Genomic DNA, 14303 nt, shown 5'->3' with positions numbered 1-14303 from the left:
CCGATGGCAACCGTTCATCTCCAGGACAGCCACACCCGTTTCACCGACGGCGAGAAGGTCCTGGATGTGGACGGCGCCACCATCAGTCAGGTGATCGACGCGCTCGAGGCCGCCCACCCCGGTCTCGGCCCTCTCCTGCGCGAGGGTTCGTCCTTCGCGGTCAACGGCGAGCTCCAGCCTCGCGGCACCTTCTTCGCCCCCGTCCCCCCCGACGCCGACGTCCACTTCCTGATCCCCATCACCGGCGGCTAGTCGTTCTTAACCGAGTTGTGGTTGCCACACGACCACAACTCAACGCGGATGGCGGGAGTCGGGACGGTACAGTCGGCTCGCCGGGACGGTCCCGGAGCCTGACAAGGAGACCCATGGCTCGGTTCCACGAGTTCGAAATGGCGTCGCTCGAGGGTGATCAGGTGTCGTTCAGCGATTTCGCCGACGGCGCCTGCCTCATCGTCAACGTCGCCTCCGCTTGAGGCCTCACGCCTCAGTACGCAGGTCTGCGTACGCTTCATCATGACGACAACGGCGTCTCGGTGCTCGGCTTCCCGTGCAACCAGTTCGGCGCCCAGGAGCCCGGCTCGGCCGAGGAGATCCGGGCGTTCACCAGCGAGAACTACGACATCGACTTCCCGCTGTTCGCCAAGATCGAGGTCAACGGCGACGGTGCCGCCGACCTCTACAAGTGGCTCAAGGAGGAGCAGCCCGGCGAGGGAGAGACCCCCGACATCACCTGGAACTTCGAGAAGTTCCTCGTGAACTCGGACGGCGACGTGGTCGCCCGCTTCTCGCCGATGGTGACCCCCGAGGAGATCGCCGAACAGATCCCGGCACTGTTGGGCTGACGACACCTCCGAGAATGGACAGGGGTCTGACCCCCTGTCCATTCTGGTGGGTGGGGAGGGATTCGAGCTGACTGCCACCGCGCCGGAGGGGACGGGCGACCGACTGCGCTCGACCGGCGACACCACCGACTCATCGAGCCGCGCCGGCTGGGCGCTCATCGGATCCACCGCCCGGGAGGAATCGCGTTGGATCGCCTTCGGCATGGTCGCCGGATTGTTGTGGACGGCCGGTCGGGTGGCCGTCCCCCTCCTCGTGCAGCTCGGACTGGACCGAGGGGTTCGCGACGGGGGTTCCCTGTTGCCGTGGTCACTCGCGATCACCGGCGCCGGCCTCGTCTCCGCGGTCTTCCTCGGTGTCCGCCGCTACATCGCGTTCCGCAACGCCCGGATCATCGAGGCCCGGCTCCGCGACCGGATCTTCGCCCACATCCAGCGTCTCCACTTCTCGTTCCACGACGCCAACGCCACGGGCGAGCTGATGAGCCGGGGCAACACCGATCTCCAGCACTTCCAGAACTTCATCGTGCTGGTCCCGCTCACGTTCGCGAACTTCCTGATCGTCGCGTCGGTCACCGTGATCATGCTGATCCTCCAGCCCCTGCTGGCGCTGCTCGCCCTGGTGTCGTTGCCGCTCGTCAACGTGCTCGGCAAGCGGTTCGCCCAGGAGCTCAACCCGGCGGTGCTGCGCGTCCAACAGGAGTCCGCCCAACTCGCCGCGGTCGTCGAGGAGTCGGTTTCCGGTGTGCGCGTCGTGAAAGGGTTCGGATCCGAACCGGTCCAGGCCGAGAAGCTCTCGGCTGAAGCCGACGACGTCTTCGACGCCGGCATCTGGTCCTCGACCATCCGGGCCCGGTACCTGCCCGGGATGGAGCTCCTCCCCAACATCGGCCTGATCACCGTGCTCGGCTACGGCGGTCACCTGGTGCTCGACGGGCAGATGACCGTCGGCGAACTGGTCAGCTTCAACATCTACGTGATCATGCTCGTGCAGCCGCTGCGCATGCTGGGGATGATCGTCGCGAACGGACAGCGAGCCGCCGCCGCGGGTGTCCGGATCAGCGAGGTGCTCGGTACCGCGCCCCAGATCGTCGACGTCGACGCGCCCGTCGCGCTGCCGACGGGTGAGGACCTCGGCCGGGTCGAGTTCCGCGACGTCGACTTCGACTACCACGAGAACACCGGTGCCGGGGTACTGCGGGGACTCTCGCTCACGATCGAACCAGGCGAATCGGTCGCCCTGGTCGGATCCACCGGCTCGGGCAAGTCGACCATCGCCCGACTGCTGCCCCGGTTCTACGAGGTCGACGGTGGCACGGTGCTGCTCGACGGCATCGACGTGCGTGACATCCGCCGCCAGGAGCTGCGCAAGGCCGTCGGCATCGTGTTCGAGGAGACCTTCCTGTTCTCGTCGTCGATCCGCGACAACATCGCCTTCGCCGACCCCGAGGCCGACCACGAGACGGTCGTCCGGGCGGCCGTGCTCGCCGGGGCCGACGAGTTCATCCGTGAGCTCCCGGAGGGCTACGACACCGAGATCGGGGAGCGGGGCTACTCGCTCTCCGGCGGACAGCGGCAACGCATCGCAATCGCCCGCGCGATCCTGGCGGACCCCCGGGTGCTGATCCTCGACGACGCCACCAGCGCCGTGGACCCCACCAAGGAACACGAGATCCGCGACGCGCTCGGCGAGGTGATGGAGCGGCGGACGACGATCGTCATCGCCCATCGGCCAGCGACGATCGCGCTCGCCGACCGGGTGGTGCTGCTCGACGAGGGGCGCATCGTCGCCAGCGGTACGCACGACGAGCTCCTCGCCTCGAGCGAGCGCTACCGCGAGGTGCTCGCTGCCGATCGCGACGAGGAGACCGGCTGATGGGGTGGTCGATGGGCCACGGGACCTCCGCCGACGACAAGCTCGGCGTGGCCGGTACCGGCGCCGTCCTCCGGCGAACCGCCTCCTACGCCCGCCCCTACCGGCGGGGCGGGGCGGGCGCGGTCGCCCTGCTCCTCGGCTGGACCCTCACGCTGCTGGCCGGCCCCCTGCTCGTGCGCCGCGGTATCGACGAGGGCATCGCCAAGAAGGACGTTTCCCAGCTGAACCTGGCGATCGGTCTCTATGTCGGCGTCGCCCTGCTGAGCTATGTGTGCTTCCGCTTCGCGATCATCCTGCTCGCCCGCGTGGGCGAACACTTCCTGCGCGACATGCGCAACCGGGTCTTCGCCCGCCTCCTGCACCAGTCGATGGCGTTCTACGACCGGGAGAAGGCCGGCGTGCTCGTGAGCCGGATGACGTCCGACGTCGACTCGCTCCAGGAGCTCGTCCAGTTCGGTCTGATCATGTTCACCAGTGCGGCGTTCCTGCTGGTGGGCAGCGCCGTGCTGCTCACGCTGCTGTCGTGGCAGCTGATGCTGCTCTGCCTCGTCTCGATGCCGATCGTCGGGCTGGCGAGCGTGAAGTTCCAGCGCGACTCCAACCGGGCCTATCTGCTCGTTCGGGACCGCATCGCCGACACGCTCTCCGGGCTCCAGGAGGGGATCAGTGGTGTGCGGGTCGTGCAGGCGTTCGCCCGCGAGGAGGTCGAGTCCGACAAGTTCTCCGTCGCCAACCAGGACCTCTACCGCACCCACATGGCGTCGGTGAAGATCCAGTGCTGGTACCTGCCGATCGTCGAGTTCGCCGGTGTCGCCACCACCGCCCTCGCCCTCGGTGTCGGCGGTTGGATGGTGCGCGACGAGCAGCTCACGTTGGGCACCGTGGTCGCCTTCATCCTGCTGCTGTCGACGATGTTCGAGCCGGTCCAGCAGCTGAGCCAGCTCTTCAACATGGTGCAGTCGGCCACGGCGTCGCTCAACAAGCTCTACGGACTGCTCGACGAACCGGTCGACATCGACGAACGGCCCGACGCGGTCGAGCTCGACCCCCGGGTGCCGATCACGCTCACCGGCGTCTCGTTCGCCTACGGCGACGGTGACCCGGTGTTGTCGGACGTCGACCTGGAGATCGCGGCCGGGGAGCGGGTGGCCTTCGTCGGACCGACGGGTGCGGGCAAGTCGACGCTCGCCAAGCTCATCGCCCGCTTCTACGACCCCACCGCCGGCACGATCCGGCTCGGTGAGACCGACCTGCGCGACGCCTCGATCCGCTCGTTGCGTGACGGGATCGTCGTCGTGCCCCAGGAGGGCTATCTGTTCTCCGGGACGGTGGCCGACAACATCCGCGTCGCCCGCCCCGAGGCGACCGACGCCGACGTCCGCGATGCGCTCGACCGCATCGGGGTGCTGCCGCGGTTCGAGACGTTGCCCGAGGGACTCGCCACCGAGGTGCAGGAGCGGGGCAGCCGCCTGTCGGCCGGCGAGAAGCAGCTGGTGTCACTGGCCCGGGCCGCGCTCGCCGACCCGGCGGTGCTGATCCTCGACGAGGCCACGTCCTCCGTCGACCCCGGGACCGAGGCGATGGTCGAGACGGCCATGGAGACACTGATGGACGGCCGCACCGTGATCGCGATCGCCCACCGGCTGTCGACCAGCGAACGCTGCGATCGGGTGGCGGTCATCGCCGATGGCCGGCTCGCCGAGCTCGGCGGGCACGACGAACTCGTGGCGTCCGGCGGCCACTACGCCGAGCTCTACGAGGCCTGGGTGCGCGGCCTCGGCGAAGCGAGTTGAATGGGGCGATGACTCCCGAGGACCTGGTCGAGATCGAGCTCATCAAGCAGCTGAAGTACAAGTACCAACGGCTGCTCGACCTGCATCAGTTCGACGAGATGCGCAGCGTGCTCACCGACGATGCCATCGCCCGCTACGGCGACGGTGACTACAGCTTCGACGGTGTCGAGGCGATCATCGGCTTCCTGAAGGAGTCGATGGACAAGCCCGAGTTCCTGTCCAGCCACTCGGTGCACCATCCCGAGATCACGCTCGACGGGGACGGCACCGCATCGGGGATCTGGCGCCTCGAGGACCAGGTCATCATGACCGACCACGGTTTGAGCCTGAACGGCGCCGCCCACTACCACGACCGCTACGTGAAGACGGACGACGGCTGGCGCATCGCGGAAACCGGGTACCGGCGGATCTACGAGGAGATGTGGCCCCGGGCGTCGGTCGAAGGCCTGAACCTCACCAAGAACGGCTTCGCGGACTGATTTCGTCGACGCAGCGCGGTGGGCCATACGGACCACCGTCACAACCTCATGGGTCGTTCGGCCCAGTTGGGTTTGCGCCGCGGTCACACCCCCGATTGACACCCTGGGAGTGACGTTATGAGTTCCGAGTTCCACCCTGACGACGACCAGGACACCGCGGCGACACGAGCGGCGGATGCAGTGCGGGATGACCGATTCCGGTCAGACAGCGGTTCCGGCGGACGATCGTCGAACACCGGGTGGATCTCGAACTCCGTGCGGACGGCGCTCCCCACCTCACCTCACCGGAAGCCCCTCCGGTGAGGTGAGGGCTCCCTTCTCCCCGGAGAGGAGCCCTACCGCTTGGGACCACCACGGTCGCCCGGCCAGCGGCTCCCGCCGATGACGTCGGCGTGGGGCCAGAAGGCATCGGGATCGAGCGGTCCGGCATTGGTGATGTTGCGGGCTGTCGCCTGATGGGTGACCAGTTGGGCGGAGACCACCTCGTCGACCGGCAGGTAGCGGGCGACGGGATCCCACGGGCTGTCGCGCAGCAGCAGCTCACCGTCGAGCGTCTCGGCGTGGACCTGCTGGAACGTGGTGGCGACGTCGACGACGTGGGGCGCGAAGTCGTACTCCTTCTCCGCGCCACCGATCGCCCGCGAGTACTTCGTCCACCACTCGTGCTCGGTGAACGGCTCGTTCTCGATCGGCGCCTCGCCGGTGACGGTGCCCTCGTACTCGACGAAGGTGTAGCCCTGGTGGGTCGCCCGCGCGCCGATCTGGTCGCCGAGCCGGAAGTAGTCGATGTCACAGAGGAACTTGGGCTGGCCGTTGAGTTCGGCGCTGATGTGGACCGCGGCTTCCTGGTCGATGCCCATGCCGAGGTTGTACTGGCCGGCGACGCCCTGCCACGACGCCTCGACCTTGACGCTGATGCCGTACTCCGGTTCGCCGAGAATCGGGACGCAGTAGACACCGACGGTCACGATCGGCTCACCCGCCTGGAGCCCGGGAGGCAGCAGTGGCGCGATGTTTCCCGCGTCGGTCGAGTACTTCACGACGAGCTTGGGCCAGCCGGCGGTCTCGCCGGGTCGGGACATGGGTGCGTCGGACACGATGGAACTCCTTGGTTGTCGGGGTGAGTCGACGTGGCGATGGTGCCACGTCGGGTGTTGGCGGGTCGAAACCCACGTCGTCGGTCAGGGGACGTGGCGGGCGATGATGGTGCGGAGGGTGTCGTCGAGGACGGCTTCGTAGTCGGGCGGGGCGGCGAGCGCTTCGACGGTCTCCGGCTCGAGTCCGTCATCGGTGGAGAGCATCTGGGCGCGGGGTCGGGTGGCGGCCGTCTCGGCGGCGTCGCGGCGCAGGGCGCTGAGGAGGAATCCGCCGACGGTGATCTGGATCGCCCGCTGGGCCCGGGCGAGGTCGTCGCCCCGCAGCCCGGCAGCCTCCAGCTCGCGGGCGAGGGTCACTTCGACGGGGTGGACCTGGGCCGCCGCGTTGCCGGTCTGGTGAGCGAGCGAGGTGACCGCGCGGTTCTGCATGGCGATGTCCCACAGGTGGCGGGCCGCGGAGAACACCCGCTCGCGCGGGGTGGCGCCGTCGATGGGTACGGCCGCGACCCGCTCGGCGTTGGCCCGGATGATCTCGAGGATCAGCTCGTCGCGGTTGCCGACGTGCCAGTAGACGGTGTTGGTGGTGACCCCCAGCGCACCGGCGAGCCGGCGCATGGTGAGTGCGTCCACGCCCTCCGCTTCCACGAGGGCGATCGCGGCGGCGACCATGTCGTCTCGATCGAGCCCGGCCCGACGGCCGGTGTTGGTGACGGCCTTGCTCATCGTTGTGGGGCGGGTCGGACGGCGGATCGGATCACGCGCTTGACGTTCGGGGAGGGGTTCTGGAACACTGTGCAAGTAACACTAGAACAGTGTGCAAGTAGACGCAACGGTCCGGCGGTCGCCGCCGGCGAGAACGGAGCGAGCAGCCATGGGCTACAACCCCACCGACGGCATCGACCAGAGCAACAACCCGTACATCATCGTGTCGTCCGACACCCACGCCGGTCTGTTCGTCGAGGAGTACCGCGAGTATCTCGACTCCTCGGTCCACGAGGAGTTCGACACCTGGCTCGCCACCCGCCACGAGCATCGCGCCATGGTCGAGGAGATGAACGGCGAGTATGTCGAACAGTGGGAGCGCGAGAACGAGATCGGTCTCAAGGGTGCCTACGACCCGGCGATCCGCGACAAGACACTCGACGCCGACGGCGTGGCCGGCGAGATCATCTTCGCCGACGGCGATGCGGTCACCGGCATGGAATCGCCTCCGTTCGGGGCCGGTCTGTCGGCCGGCATGATCACCGATCCCCGGCTCGCGTGGGCCGGCGCTCGTGCCCACAATCGTTGGCTCGAGGAGTTCTGCGCGACCAACCCGCCCCGTCGCGCCGGCGTCGCCCTCGTGCCGATCACCCACGGCATCGAGGAGTCGGTCAAGGAGATCGAGCAGCTCGCCGGCAAGCCCGGTGTGAAGGGGATCATGATCCCGACGATGTGGCACGACAACCCGTCGTACGGCCACGAGAGCTACGACCCGGTGTGGGCCGCCTGCGCCGAAGCCGGTCTCGTCGTCCACACCCACTCCGGCGAGGCGGACAGTCCCGCGTACAACGAGAACATGGCCCAGTACATGCTCGAGGTGGCGTTCTGGACACACCGACCCCTGTGGCAGCTGCTGCTCTCCGGCAAGTTCGACAAGTTCCCGAACCTCAAGTACGCCCCCGTCGAGTGCGGCTCCTGGTGGCTCGGCGACCTGCTGTTCAAGACCGACGCGGTGTTCGGTGGGCGCAATTGGAAGGTCAAGAAGATGGCCTCCCGCACCAAGAACCTCATCGAGCGTCTGCCATCCGAGTACATCGGCGACAATGTGTTCATCGGTGCGTCCACCATGAGCAAGGTGGAGCTGCGGCGCCGCTACGTCAACGGTCTGGACGCCCTGATGTGGGGCACCGACTATCCGCACCCCGAGGGCTCGTGGCCCAACACGGTGGAGCGGCTCGAGACCGACTTCCAGGAGATCCCCGTCGAGGAGACGCGGCTCATTCTCGGTCTCAACGCCGTGCGTTGCTACGACCTGGACGTCGACGGGCTCACCAAGATCGCGGCGGACATCGGGCCCACGCCCGAGCAGCTCAACCAGGACCTGTCGCGGCGCACGCCGCCGAACGCGGTGCGCGAAGCCCGCTTCTGGTTCGACGACTACAACATCCCCTGGCCCGGCGACGACGAGTAGTCCCGCTTGAACACGATTCGTGTCGGCCTCCAGCTGATCGGCGACCAGGTCCTCGATCCGGTGCCGGCGGCGCGGGCCGCGGAGGATGCCGGATTCGACGTGGTGCTGGTCGCCGATCACATCGGCGCCACGCGACACGCGCCGCTGGTCAACCTGACCGCGATCGCCGCCGCGACGGAGCGGATCCGGCTCGGTACGTATGTCCTCAACAACGACATGCGCCATCCGGTGCAGCTCGCGTGGGAGGCGGCGACGCTCGATCGGCTGAGTGGCGGCCGCTTCGAGCTCGGGCTCGGCGCGGGCCACACCCCGCACGAGTACGCCGAGGTCGGGATCGCTCTCGACCCGCCCGGTATGCGCAAGGCGCGGCTGCGCGAAGCCGTGGAGATCATCCGCCCGCTGCTCGACGGTGAGACCGTCGACTTCGAGGGTGCGCACTATCGGATCGAAGCCGCGTCGGTGATCCCGGCGATGCAGGAACGGCTGCCGATCCTCGTCGGGAGCCAGGGCGCCGCCATGCTTCGCCACGCGGGCGAGCACGCCGACGGCATCGGCCTGATGGGACTGGGGCGGACGCTGCCGGACGGTCACCGACACACGGTGAGCTGGGCGACCGACCGACTCGATCAACAGGTCGCCCACGTCCGTGAGGGTGCGGTGGGACACGATCGGCGGCTCGATCTGAGTGCGCTGGTGCAGGTGTGCGAGGTGACCGACGATCGCGCCGCCGCCCTCGCTGCCGTCATCGACGACGAGATCGGGTTGACGGCCGAGGTCGCCGACACGGCGCCGTACGTCGCGGTCGGCACCGTCGACGAGATCGCCGCCCACTTCCGTGTCGGTCGTGACCGGTGGGGGATCACGACCTATGTCGTGCGGTGTCCCGACCAGACTGCGATCGACGCGTTCGCCCCCGTCATCGCCGCGCTGCGCTGAATTCTCCTCGGCCGACTAAACCGATCGGCGGAGGAAAGCGTTCATGGGGCGATGAATCCCGAGGATCCCGAAGCGTTCTGTGGACAGGTGAGCGGCCGTCTGACGGCCGCGCTCACGCTGTACACGGGTGATCGTGATGTCGCCGAGGAGCTCGCACAGGAAGCGCTCGCTCGGGCCTGGGAACACTGGGACCGGGTTGGCGCCATGGCGTCGCCCGAGGGCTGGGTGTTCCGCACGGCGCGCAACCTCGCGGTGTCGCGCTGGCGGCGCCGGGCGATCGAGCGGCGAGCCCGCGCCGGCAGTCGAGCGGACACCGTGGCGGATCCCGCCGAGGCCGTGGCGCTGCGCGAAGCCGTGGCCCGGCTGCCCGAACGCCAGCGGGCGACGATCGTCGCCCGGTTCTACCTCGGACTGTCGGTCGCCGAGACCGCTCTCCATCTCGACTGTGCCGAGGGCACGGTCAAGGCGGCGACGAGCCAGGCGCTCGACCGGCTGCGATCTGCGGGATTCGTCGACGAGACCGCTGTCGAAGGGACTGCGTCATGAACGAGATCGAAGATCGACTGGCCGCGGCCGTCCGGGCCGAAGCCGGATTCGGAGCCGACGACGTGGGCGCGCGGGTCATCCGTCGACGCCGTCGACGTCGTGCCGGGACTGCCCTTGCCGCGGTCGCGATCGTCGCCGGTGTGGGCGTCGGCCTGACCGCGCTGGCGGGCGACGACGCGCCCGACCTCGACGTCGCGGGCGATGACGGCGGCGATGACGACGGCGACGACGGAACCTCCGATGGCGGCGATGGTGGCGAGCCGGATCCGATCGACGACACGGTGTCGGTCGACGAGGTGCTCGAAGATCCGGTGGGCGCCGATGGCTCGACGGGCGTGACGTCGACGGATCATCTCGTCGCCGAATCACCGTTCCCGCTGTGTGAGACGGTCCCGCGTGACGGACCGGCCGAGGGCGAGCGCTATGCCGCGCAGGAGGCGATGTGGCAGGCGTTCAGCGAACAGTTCTCGCCCGCCGAGTGGCCCTACGTCACCGGCTTCGGAAGCCCGGAATCGATCTGGGGCATGCCGAGCGTGGATCTCACCCGGCCGGACAAGGACACGTTCGACCGCCTCCTCGAGTTCTTCGACCCGGGTGAGATGTGCGTCGGTCTGCCGTCGGCGGGCGCGGTGCCCCCGGTCCCCGTCGACGTGCCGTGGGAGCTCGTCTCCGTCGGGGCCGACGATGCCACGGTCACCGTGGTGGAGCTGACGAACTGCGCGACGAAGGCTCAGCACGTCGACACGTGGGTGCACGAGTACGACGACCGCGTCGAGATCGGCATCCAGGCATGGAGCGAGGCCAACGCGGGGTTCAACGACGACTGCCCGCCGCCCGCGGAGTACACGGTGGAGCTCCCGAGCCCGCTCGCGGGCCGAGATCTCGTCATCGCGACGGAGCGGCACCTCCAGGTCGACGGTCCGGTTGCGGCCGGCTCGACCACAACGTTCGCCGTCTCCGACACCAACCGAGCCGGGATCGACCTCATCGGCGACGACCTGCTCGCCCGTCTGGTCGACGACCCGACGGTGCGGTTCCAGGTGTCCGACGTGTTTGCCGACCCGATTGCCGGTCGTCCCCGCGCCGTCGCCCAGGATCAACACCCGATGACGGGCGACGCCGGCACGATTCGTGTCCCCGCCGACGTCCCCGCGGGGACGTACACGATCCAATTCCTCGATCATCCCGAGCTCAACGGCAGGCTCGTCGTCGAAGATGCGGTCCCGATCCCGGATCCGAGCGAACCGTTCGATCCGGCCAACGGCGTGCTCGTGGCCGACGGCCAGCTGAGCGACATCCACGTCGAGGCGATCGACATCGCGCTGCCCGAGTGCACCGAGGACCAGCTGTTCGGCGACGCCCCTGACGAGCGCCGGGCCGAGCTGGCAGACCTCCGCGACGAACTCCAGGCCGAAGGTCTCTTCGACCAGGAGTTCCTGTCGACGACGAGCATCGGGTCCGTCATCGAGATCGGCATGAACCGCCGCTACGGCCCGACCATCGACTGGATCGCCGACCGTGTCGAGCCGGAGGACGTCTGTCTCCTCTTCTACGCACCCCCCGGCGTGTTCACGGCGCCGCCCGAAAGCCTGGACTGGGTTGTCCTCGACTCCGCTGCCGGCTCCAGCGAGCTCACGATCCAACTCGATCAGAACTGCGGGCTGGTCGAGACGTCGATGCTTCCGCCGGCCGTGGTCGAGACCGACGACGAGGTGCTGATCAGCTGGGTGGCGGCGCCCTACTTCGGCCCGAGCCGGCTTCCCTGCCTGCCGCCGGATGAGGCGCATTTCCTGCTCGATGCGCCGTTGGGTGATCGGACGGTCCGGGCCGCCGAACCTTCGAACGTCGTGGCCGCGGCCGGCCAGAACGTCGGGGTACCGGTGGCCCGGGTGGTGGCGGACACGCTGACGGGCCTCGGCGACGACGTGATGATCCAGTCGGTCGACGATCCGAGTATCCAGATCCAGGTGACCGGCGTGTGGGGCGATCCCACGGCCGGTCCGCCCGCCCCGATCGTGACGGATCGGTACGTCCCGGCCGACACGGCATCGCTGCACGTCCCCGCGGGGACGCCGCCCGGTGACTACACGTGGATCTTCATCGAGCATCCCCAGCTCAACGGTGCCCTGACCATCCCCGACTGACCCCGTCCGTTCCCCCCACCTCCACCTCCACCCCCCAACCCGACGTTCTGGTGGGAACTGATCTGGTTTCGCCCGATCAGTTCCCACCAGAACGGGGGAGACCGGGGGAGAGCGGGGGTCCCTGGCGAGGGGGACGTCAGTGGGGGTTGGCGGCGAGCTGTTCGACCGGGGCGAAGTCGTCGCGCAGGATCTGGCCGTCGCCGATGAAGGCGTCGATGTCGTCGATCCAGAGGCCGTCGTCGGCGGCGAAGTCGATCGGGGGCAGCGGCGCGTCCGAGGCGATGAGGATCTGGTTGCGTACCCGGCTGTCGATGCCGTCGGGGTGCACGATCGCCGCGACATGGTCGAAGTGCTCCTGGAGGGTGCGCAGCTCCCATTCGGCGAATCGGTTCTGGTCCCCGTCGATCACGTTCATCACGTAGACGCCGTCGTCGCGCAGGACCCGGTCGATCTGAGCGACGAACTCGGTGGTGGTGAGGTGCCACGGCACGGCGAGCCCGCCGAAGGCGTCGCCGACCATGACGTCGAACGAATCGGTGGCGAAGTCGTCGAGTGCCAGCCGCCCGTCGCCGATCGTCACCTCCATGCGTGGCCCGGTGACGAAACCGAGCTCGTCGCGGGCGACGTCGAGGAGGACATCGTCGATCTCGAGGACGTGGTTGTCGCTGCCCGGCCGGGTGGCCTCGACCCACATCGGAACGGAGAACGCGCCACCACCGAGATGGAGCGCGTCGATCGGGCCCGTCGTGGTCGAGTCGATCACGTCGGCGATCAGGCGGATGTAACGGAACTCGAGATGGGTCGGGTCCTCCAGATCGACGGCGCCGTGACGCAGGGTGTCGAGCCACAGGAACCGCAGTGAGGGGTTGTCGGCATCCGTCACGACCCGGCCACAGAAGTAGGCCGACTCGAACTCGCAGGGTGAGTCGGCGGTCGCACCGACCAGCAGCGACGCGGCGAGCACGACGACCATCGCCGCGTTCGGCACGGTCCGGGTGTGGCGCAGCATGAAGACGATCCCGGCGATGACGAGCGCGGCGCCGAGCCCGAGCACGATCGGCCGCGTCGCGATCGCCGCGATGAGGACGAACCCGGTGATGAACGTGCCGAACAGCGCACCGGCCGTGCCCCAAGCCGAGAGGCTGCCGACGACCGTGCCAGTCTCGTCGAGCGTGTGGAGGCGGAGTTTCGTGGCGATCGGGCTGATGGCGCTGAGCACGGCGGCCGGCGCGAAGAACGCGACCGTCGCGAGGATGACGATCGCCGGCGGTTCGCTGCCGAGCTCGGGTCCGAGGACGGCGACGAGCCAGAGCGACCACCAGGCGAGGGCGCCGCCGATGGCGAGGGCCGGACCGATGAGCCGGGCCGGGTCGGTGCGGTCGGCCAGTCGTCCGCCGGCCGCGGTGCCGAGGGCGATGCCGGCGAGGATCACGCCGATGATCGCGGTGAACGTCTCGAGCGACACACCGACGTAGGGCGCCATCAGCCGGCCGGCGAGGATCTCCAGCACGAGCACCGCCGCCGACGTGCAGAACACGAGTATTCGGGCACCCCACTCGGACATGGCGAGAAGGCTACGGGCTGGCGTGCGGCGACCGACCGGCCGCTCGGTCGGACGCCACTCAGCTGGTGATCGAGCCGCCGTTCAGGTTGTAGGTCTGGGCGGTCACCCACCCCGCCTCCTCCGAGGCGAGATAGACGCACATCGCGCCGACGTCCTCGGGGGAGCCGAGGCGTTTCACCGGCACGCCCTTCGCGAGATGGGCGGTGACGTCGCTGTTGCCGACATTGTTCATCAGCCCGAGGGCCACGCTGTTGCAGGTGACGCCGGTCGACGCGACCTCCAGCGCCAGGGATCGCATGAAGCCGAGACCGCCGCCCTTTCCCGCGCTGTAGGGCGTGACGCCGATGCCGACACCGGCGTTGCCCGCGCCCGACGAGATGGTGATGATCCGGCCCCATCCCCGCTCGACCATGCCGTTGATCACGGCGTGGGCCGTGTTCATCACGCCGCGCAGGTTCACCTCGATGGGGCCGTCCCACTCGGCCGGGTCCATCGCCGCGAACGGCGTGGGCACCATGCCCGCCGCACCGCCGTTGCCCGCATTGTTCACGACGATGTCGATCGGCGAGTGGGCATCGACGGCCGCCACGACGGCGTCGATGTCCGTGACGTCGAACGCGACGCCGGTCGCCCGGCCGCCCGCCGCCTCGATGTCCGCGGCCACCTCGTCGGCCCGGTCCGCGACCAGATCGTTCACGAGCACATGGGCGCCCTGGCTCGCCAGACTCCGAGCGATCCCGGCCCCCATGTTCTGACCCGCCCCGGTCACCAACGCGGTCTTCGTCCCCAGATCGAACATGCAGCGGAACCTACCTCACCGCGTCCCCATGCAATCTCGCCCGCCATGCAATCTCTG

The 14303-nt window shown here is 68.7% G+C and carries 12 protein-coding genes and 1 pseudogene; 9 read left to right on the top strand and 4 right to left on the bottom strand.

Features of this window, described 5'->3' with window-relative positions:
• Positions 1–3: 3 nt before the first annotated feature.
• From R8F63_16760 to R8F63_16740, 5 genes and pseudogenes are all read left to right on the top strand, one after another.
• The gene (locus tag R8F63_16760; protein ID MDW3220262.1) at positions 4–252 is read left to right on the top strand and encodes a MoaD/ThiS family protein; all 249 of its coding nucleotides are present in this window, start codon (positions 4–6) and stop codon (positions 250–252) included.
• A 233-nt stretch (positions 253–485) separates the two neighbouring features.
• Positions 486–842 (top strand): annotated as a pseudogene (locus R8F63_16755) (glutathione peroxidase).
• Positions 843–888: 46 nt separating this feature from the next.
• On the top strand, positions 889–2715 hold the full coding sequence (locus tag R8F63_16750; GenBank protein MDW3220261.1) for an ABC transporter ATP-binding protein: 1827 nt from the start codon (positions 889–891) through the stop codon (positions 2713–2715).
• Positions 2715–4508 carry an ABC transporter ATP-binding protein gene (locus R8F63_16745; protein ID MDW3220260.1) on the top strand — a complete coding sequence of 598 codons (1794 nt, stop codon included), beginning with the start codon at positions 2715–2717 and terminating at the stop codon, positions 4506–4508. The genes R8F63_16750 and R8F63_16745 overlap by 1 nt, the downstream gene beginning before the upstream one ends.
• Positions 4509–4516: 8 nt before the next feature.
• A complete protein-coding gene (locus tag R8F63_16740) occupies positions 4517–4987 on the top strand; it encodes a nuclear transport factor 2 family protein (protein ID MDW3220259.1) in 471 nt (156 codons plus the stop codon).
• A 335-nt stretch (positions 4988–5322) separates the two neighbouring features.
• On the opposite strand, the gene R8F63_16735 is transcribed toward R8F63_16740, so the two are convergent.
• Both R8F63_16735 and R8F63_16730 read right to left on the bottom strand, forming a co-directional pair.
• Positions 5323–6084 (bottom strand): acetoacetate decarboxylase family protein, encoded by a 762-nt coding sequence (locus R8F63_16735; protein ID MDW3220258.1) that lies wholly within the window; start codon positions 6082–6084, stop codon positions 5323–5325.
• 84 nt (positions 6085–6168) lie between these two features.
• On the bottom strand, positions 6169–6807 hold the full coding sequence (locus R8F63_16730; GenBank protein ID MDW3220257.1) for a TetR family transcriptional regulator: 639 nt from the start codon (positions 6805–6807) through the stop codon (positions 6169–6171).
• A gap of 148 nt (positions 6808–6955) precedes the next feature.
• On the opposite strand from R8F63_16730, the gene R8F63_16725 reads away from it, so the two are divergent.
• The 4 genes from R8F63_16725 (at position 6956) to R8F63_16710 (ending at position 11883) form a co-directional block, all read left to right on the top strand.
• Entirely contained in the window at positions 6956–8257 is a 1302-nt protein-coding gene (locus R8F63_16725) for an amidohydrolase family protein (protein MDW3220256.1), read from the top strand.
• A 6-nt stretch (positions 8258–8263) separates the two neighbouring features.
• On the top strand, positions 8264–9193 hold the full coding sequence (locus R8F63_16720; protein ID MDW3220255.1) for a TIGR03621 family F420-dependent LLM class oxidoreductase: 930 nt from the start codon (positions 8264–8266) through the stop codon (positions 9191–9193).
• A gap of 87 nt (positions 9194–9280) precedes the next feature.
• Positions 9281–9739 (top strand): sigma-70 family RNA polymerase sigma factor, encoded by a 459-nt coding sequence (locus R8F63_16715; protein ID MDW3220254.1) that lies wholly within the window; start codon positions 9281–9283, stop codon positions 9737–9739.
• Positions 9736–11883 (top strand): hypothetical protein, encoded by a 2148-nt coding sequence (locus R8F63_16710; protein ID MDW3220253.1) that lies wholly within the window; start codon positions 9736–9738, stop codon positions 11881–11883. The genes R8F63_16715 and R8F63_16710 overlap by 4 nt, the downstream gene beginning before the upstream one ends.
• Before the next feature lie 136 nt (positions 11884–12019).
• On the opposite strand, the gene R8F63_16705 is transcribed toward R8F63_16710, so the two are convergent.
• Together R8F63_16705 and R8F63_16700 are read right to left on the bottom strand one after the other, a co-directional pair.
• Positions 12020–13447, bottom strand: a complete 1428-nt coding sequence (locus R8F63_16705; protein ID MDW3220252.1) for a fused MFS/spermidine synthase — start codon at positions 13445–13447, stop codon at positions 12020–12022.
• Positions 13448–13505: 58 nt separating this feature from the next.
• Entirely contained in the window at positions 13506–14246 is a 741-nt protein-coding gene (locus R8F63_16700; GenBank protein MDW3220251.1) for an SDR family NAD(P)-dependent oxidoreductase, read from the bottom strand.
• Positions 14247–14303: the final 57 nt, after the last annotated feature.

Source organism: Acidimicrobiales bacterium (genome assembly GCA_033344915.1).
Lineage (GTDB): Bacteria > Actinomycetota > Acidimicrobiia > Acidimicrobiales > Aldehydirespiratoraceae > JAJRXC01.
Note: the sequence above shows the minus strand (reverse complement) of the source record. Positions and strands in the feature narration are given on the sequence as shown.

What these genes read in the sequence shown, in the direction of transcription:
- R8F63_16760 (MDW3220262.1), top strand. Translation starts at nt 4, where the DNA reads ATGGCAACCGTTCATCTCCAGGACAGCCACACCCGTTTCACCGACGGC.
- R8F63_16700 (MDW3220251.1), bottom strand. Translation starts at nt 14,246, where the DNA reads ATGTTCGATCTGGGGACGAAGACCGCGTTGGTGACCGGGGCGGGTCAG.
- R8F63_16710 (MDW3220253.1), top strand. Translation starts at nt 9,736, where the DNA reads ATGAACGAGATCGAAGATCGACTGGCCGCGGCCGTCCGGGCCGAAGCC.
- R8F63_16705 (MDW3220252.1), bottom strand. Translation starts at nt 13,447, where the DNA reads ATGTCCGAGTGGGGTGCCCGAATACTCGTGTTCTGCACGTCGGCGGCG.
- R8F63_16740 (MDW3220259.1), top strand. Translation starts at nt 4,517, where the DNA reads ATGACTCCCGAGGACCTGGTCGAGATCGAGCTCATCAAGCAGCTGAAG.
- R8F63_16725 (MDW3220256.1), top strand. Translation starts at nt 6,956, where the DNA reads ATGGGCTACAACCCCACCGACGGCATCGACCAGAGCAACAACCCGTAC.
- R8F63_16745 (MDW3220260.1), top strand. Translation starts at nt 2,715, where the DNA reads ATGGGGTGGTCGATGGGCCACGGGACCTCCGCCGACGACAAGCTCGGC.
- R8F63_16730 (MDW3220257.1), bottom strand. Translation starts at nt 6,807, where the DNA reads ATGAGCAAGGCCGTCACCAACACCGGCCGTCGGGCCGGGCTCGATCGA.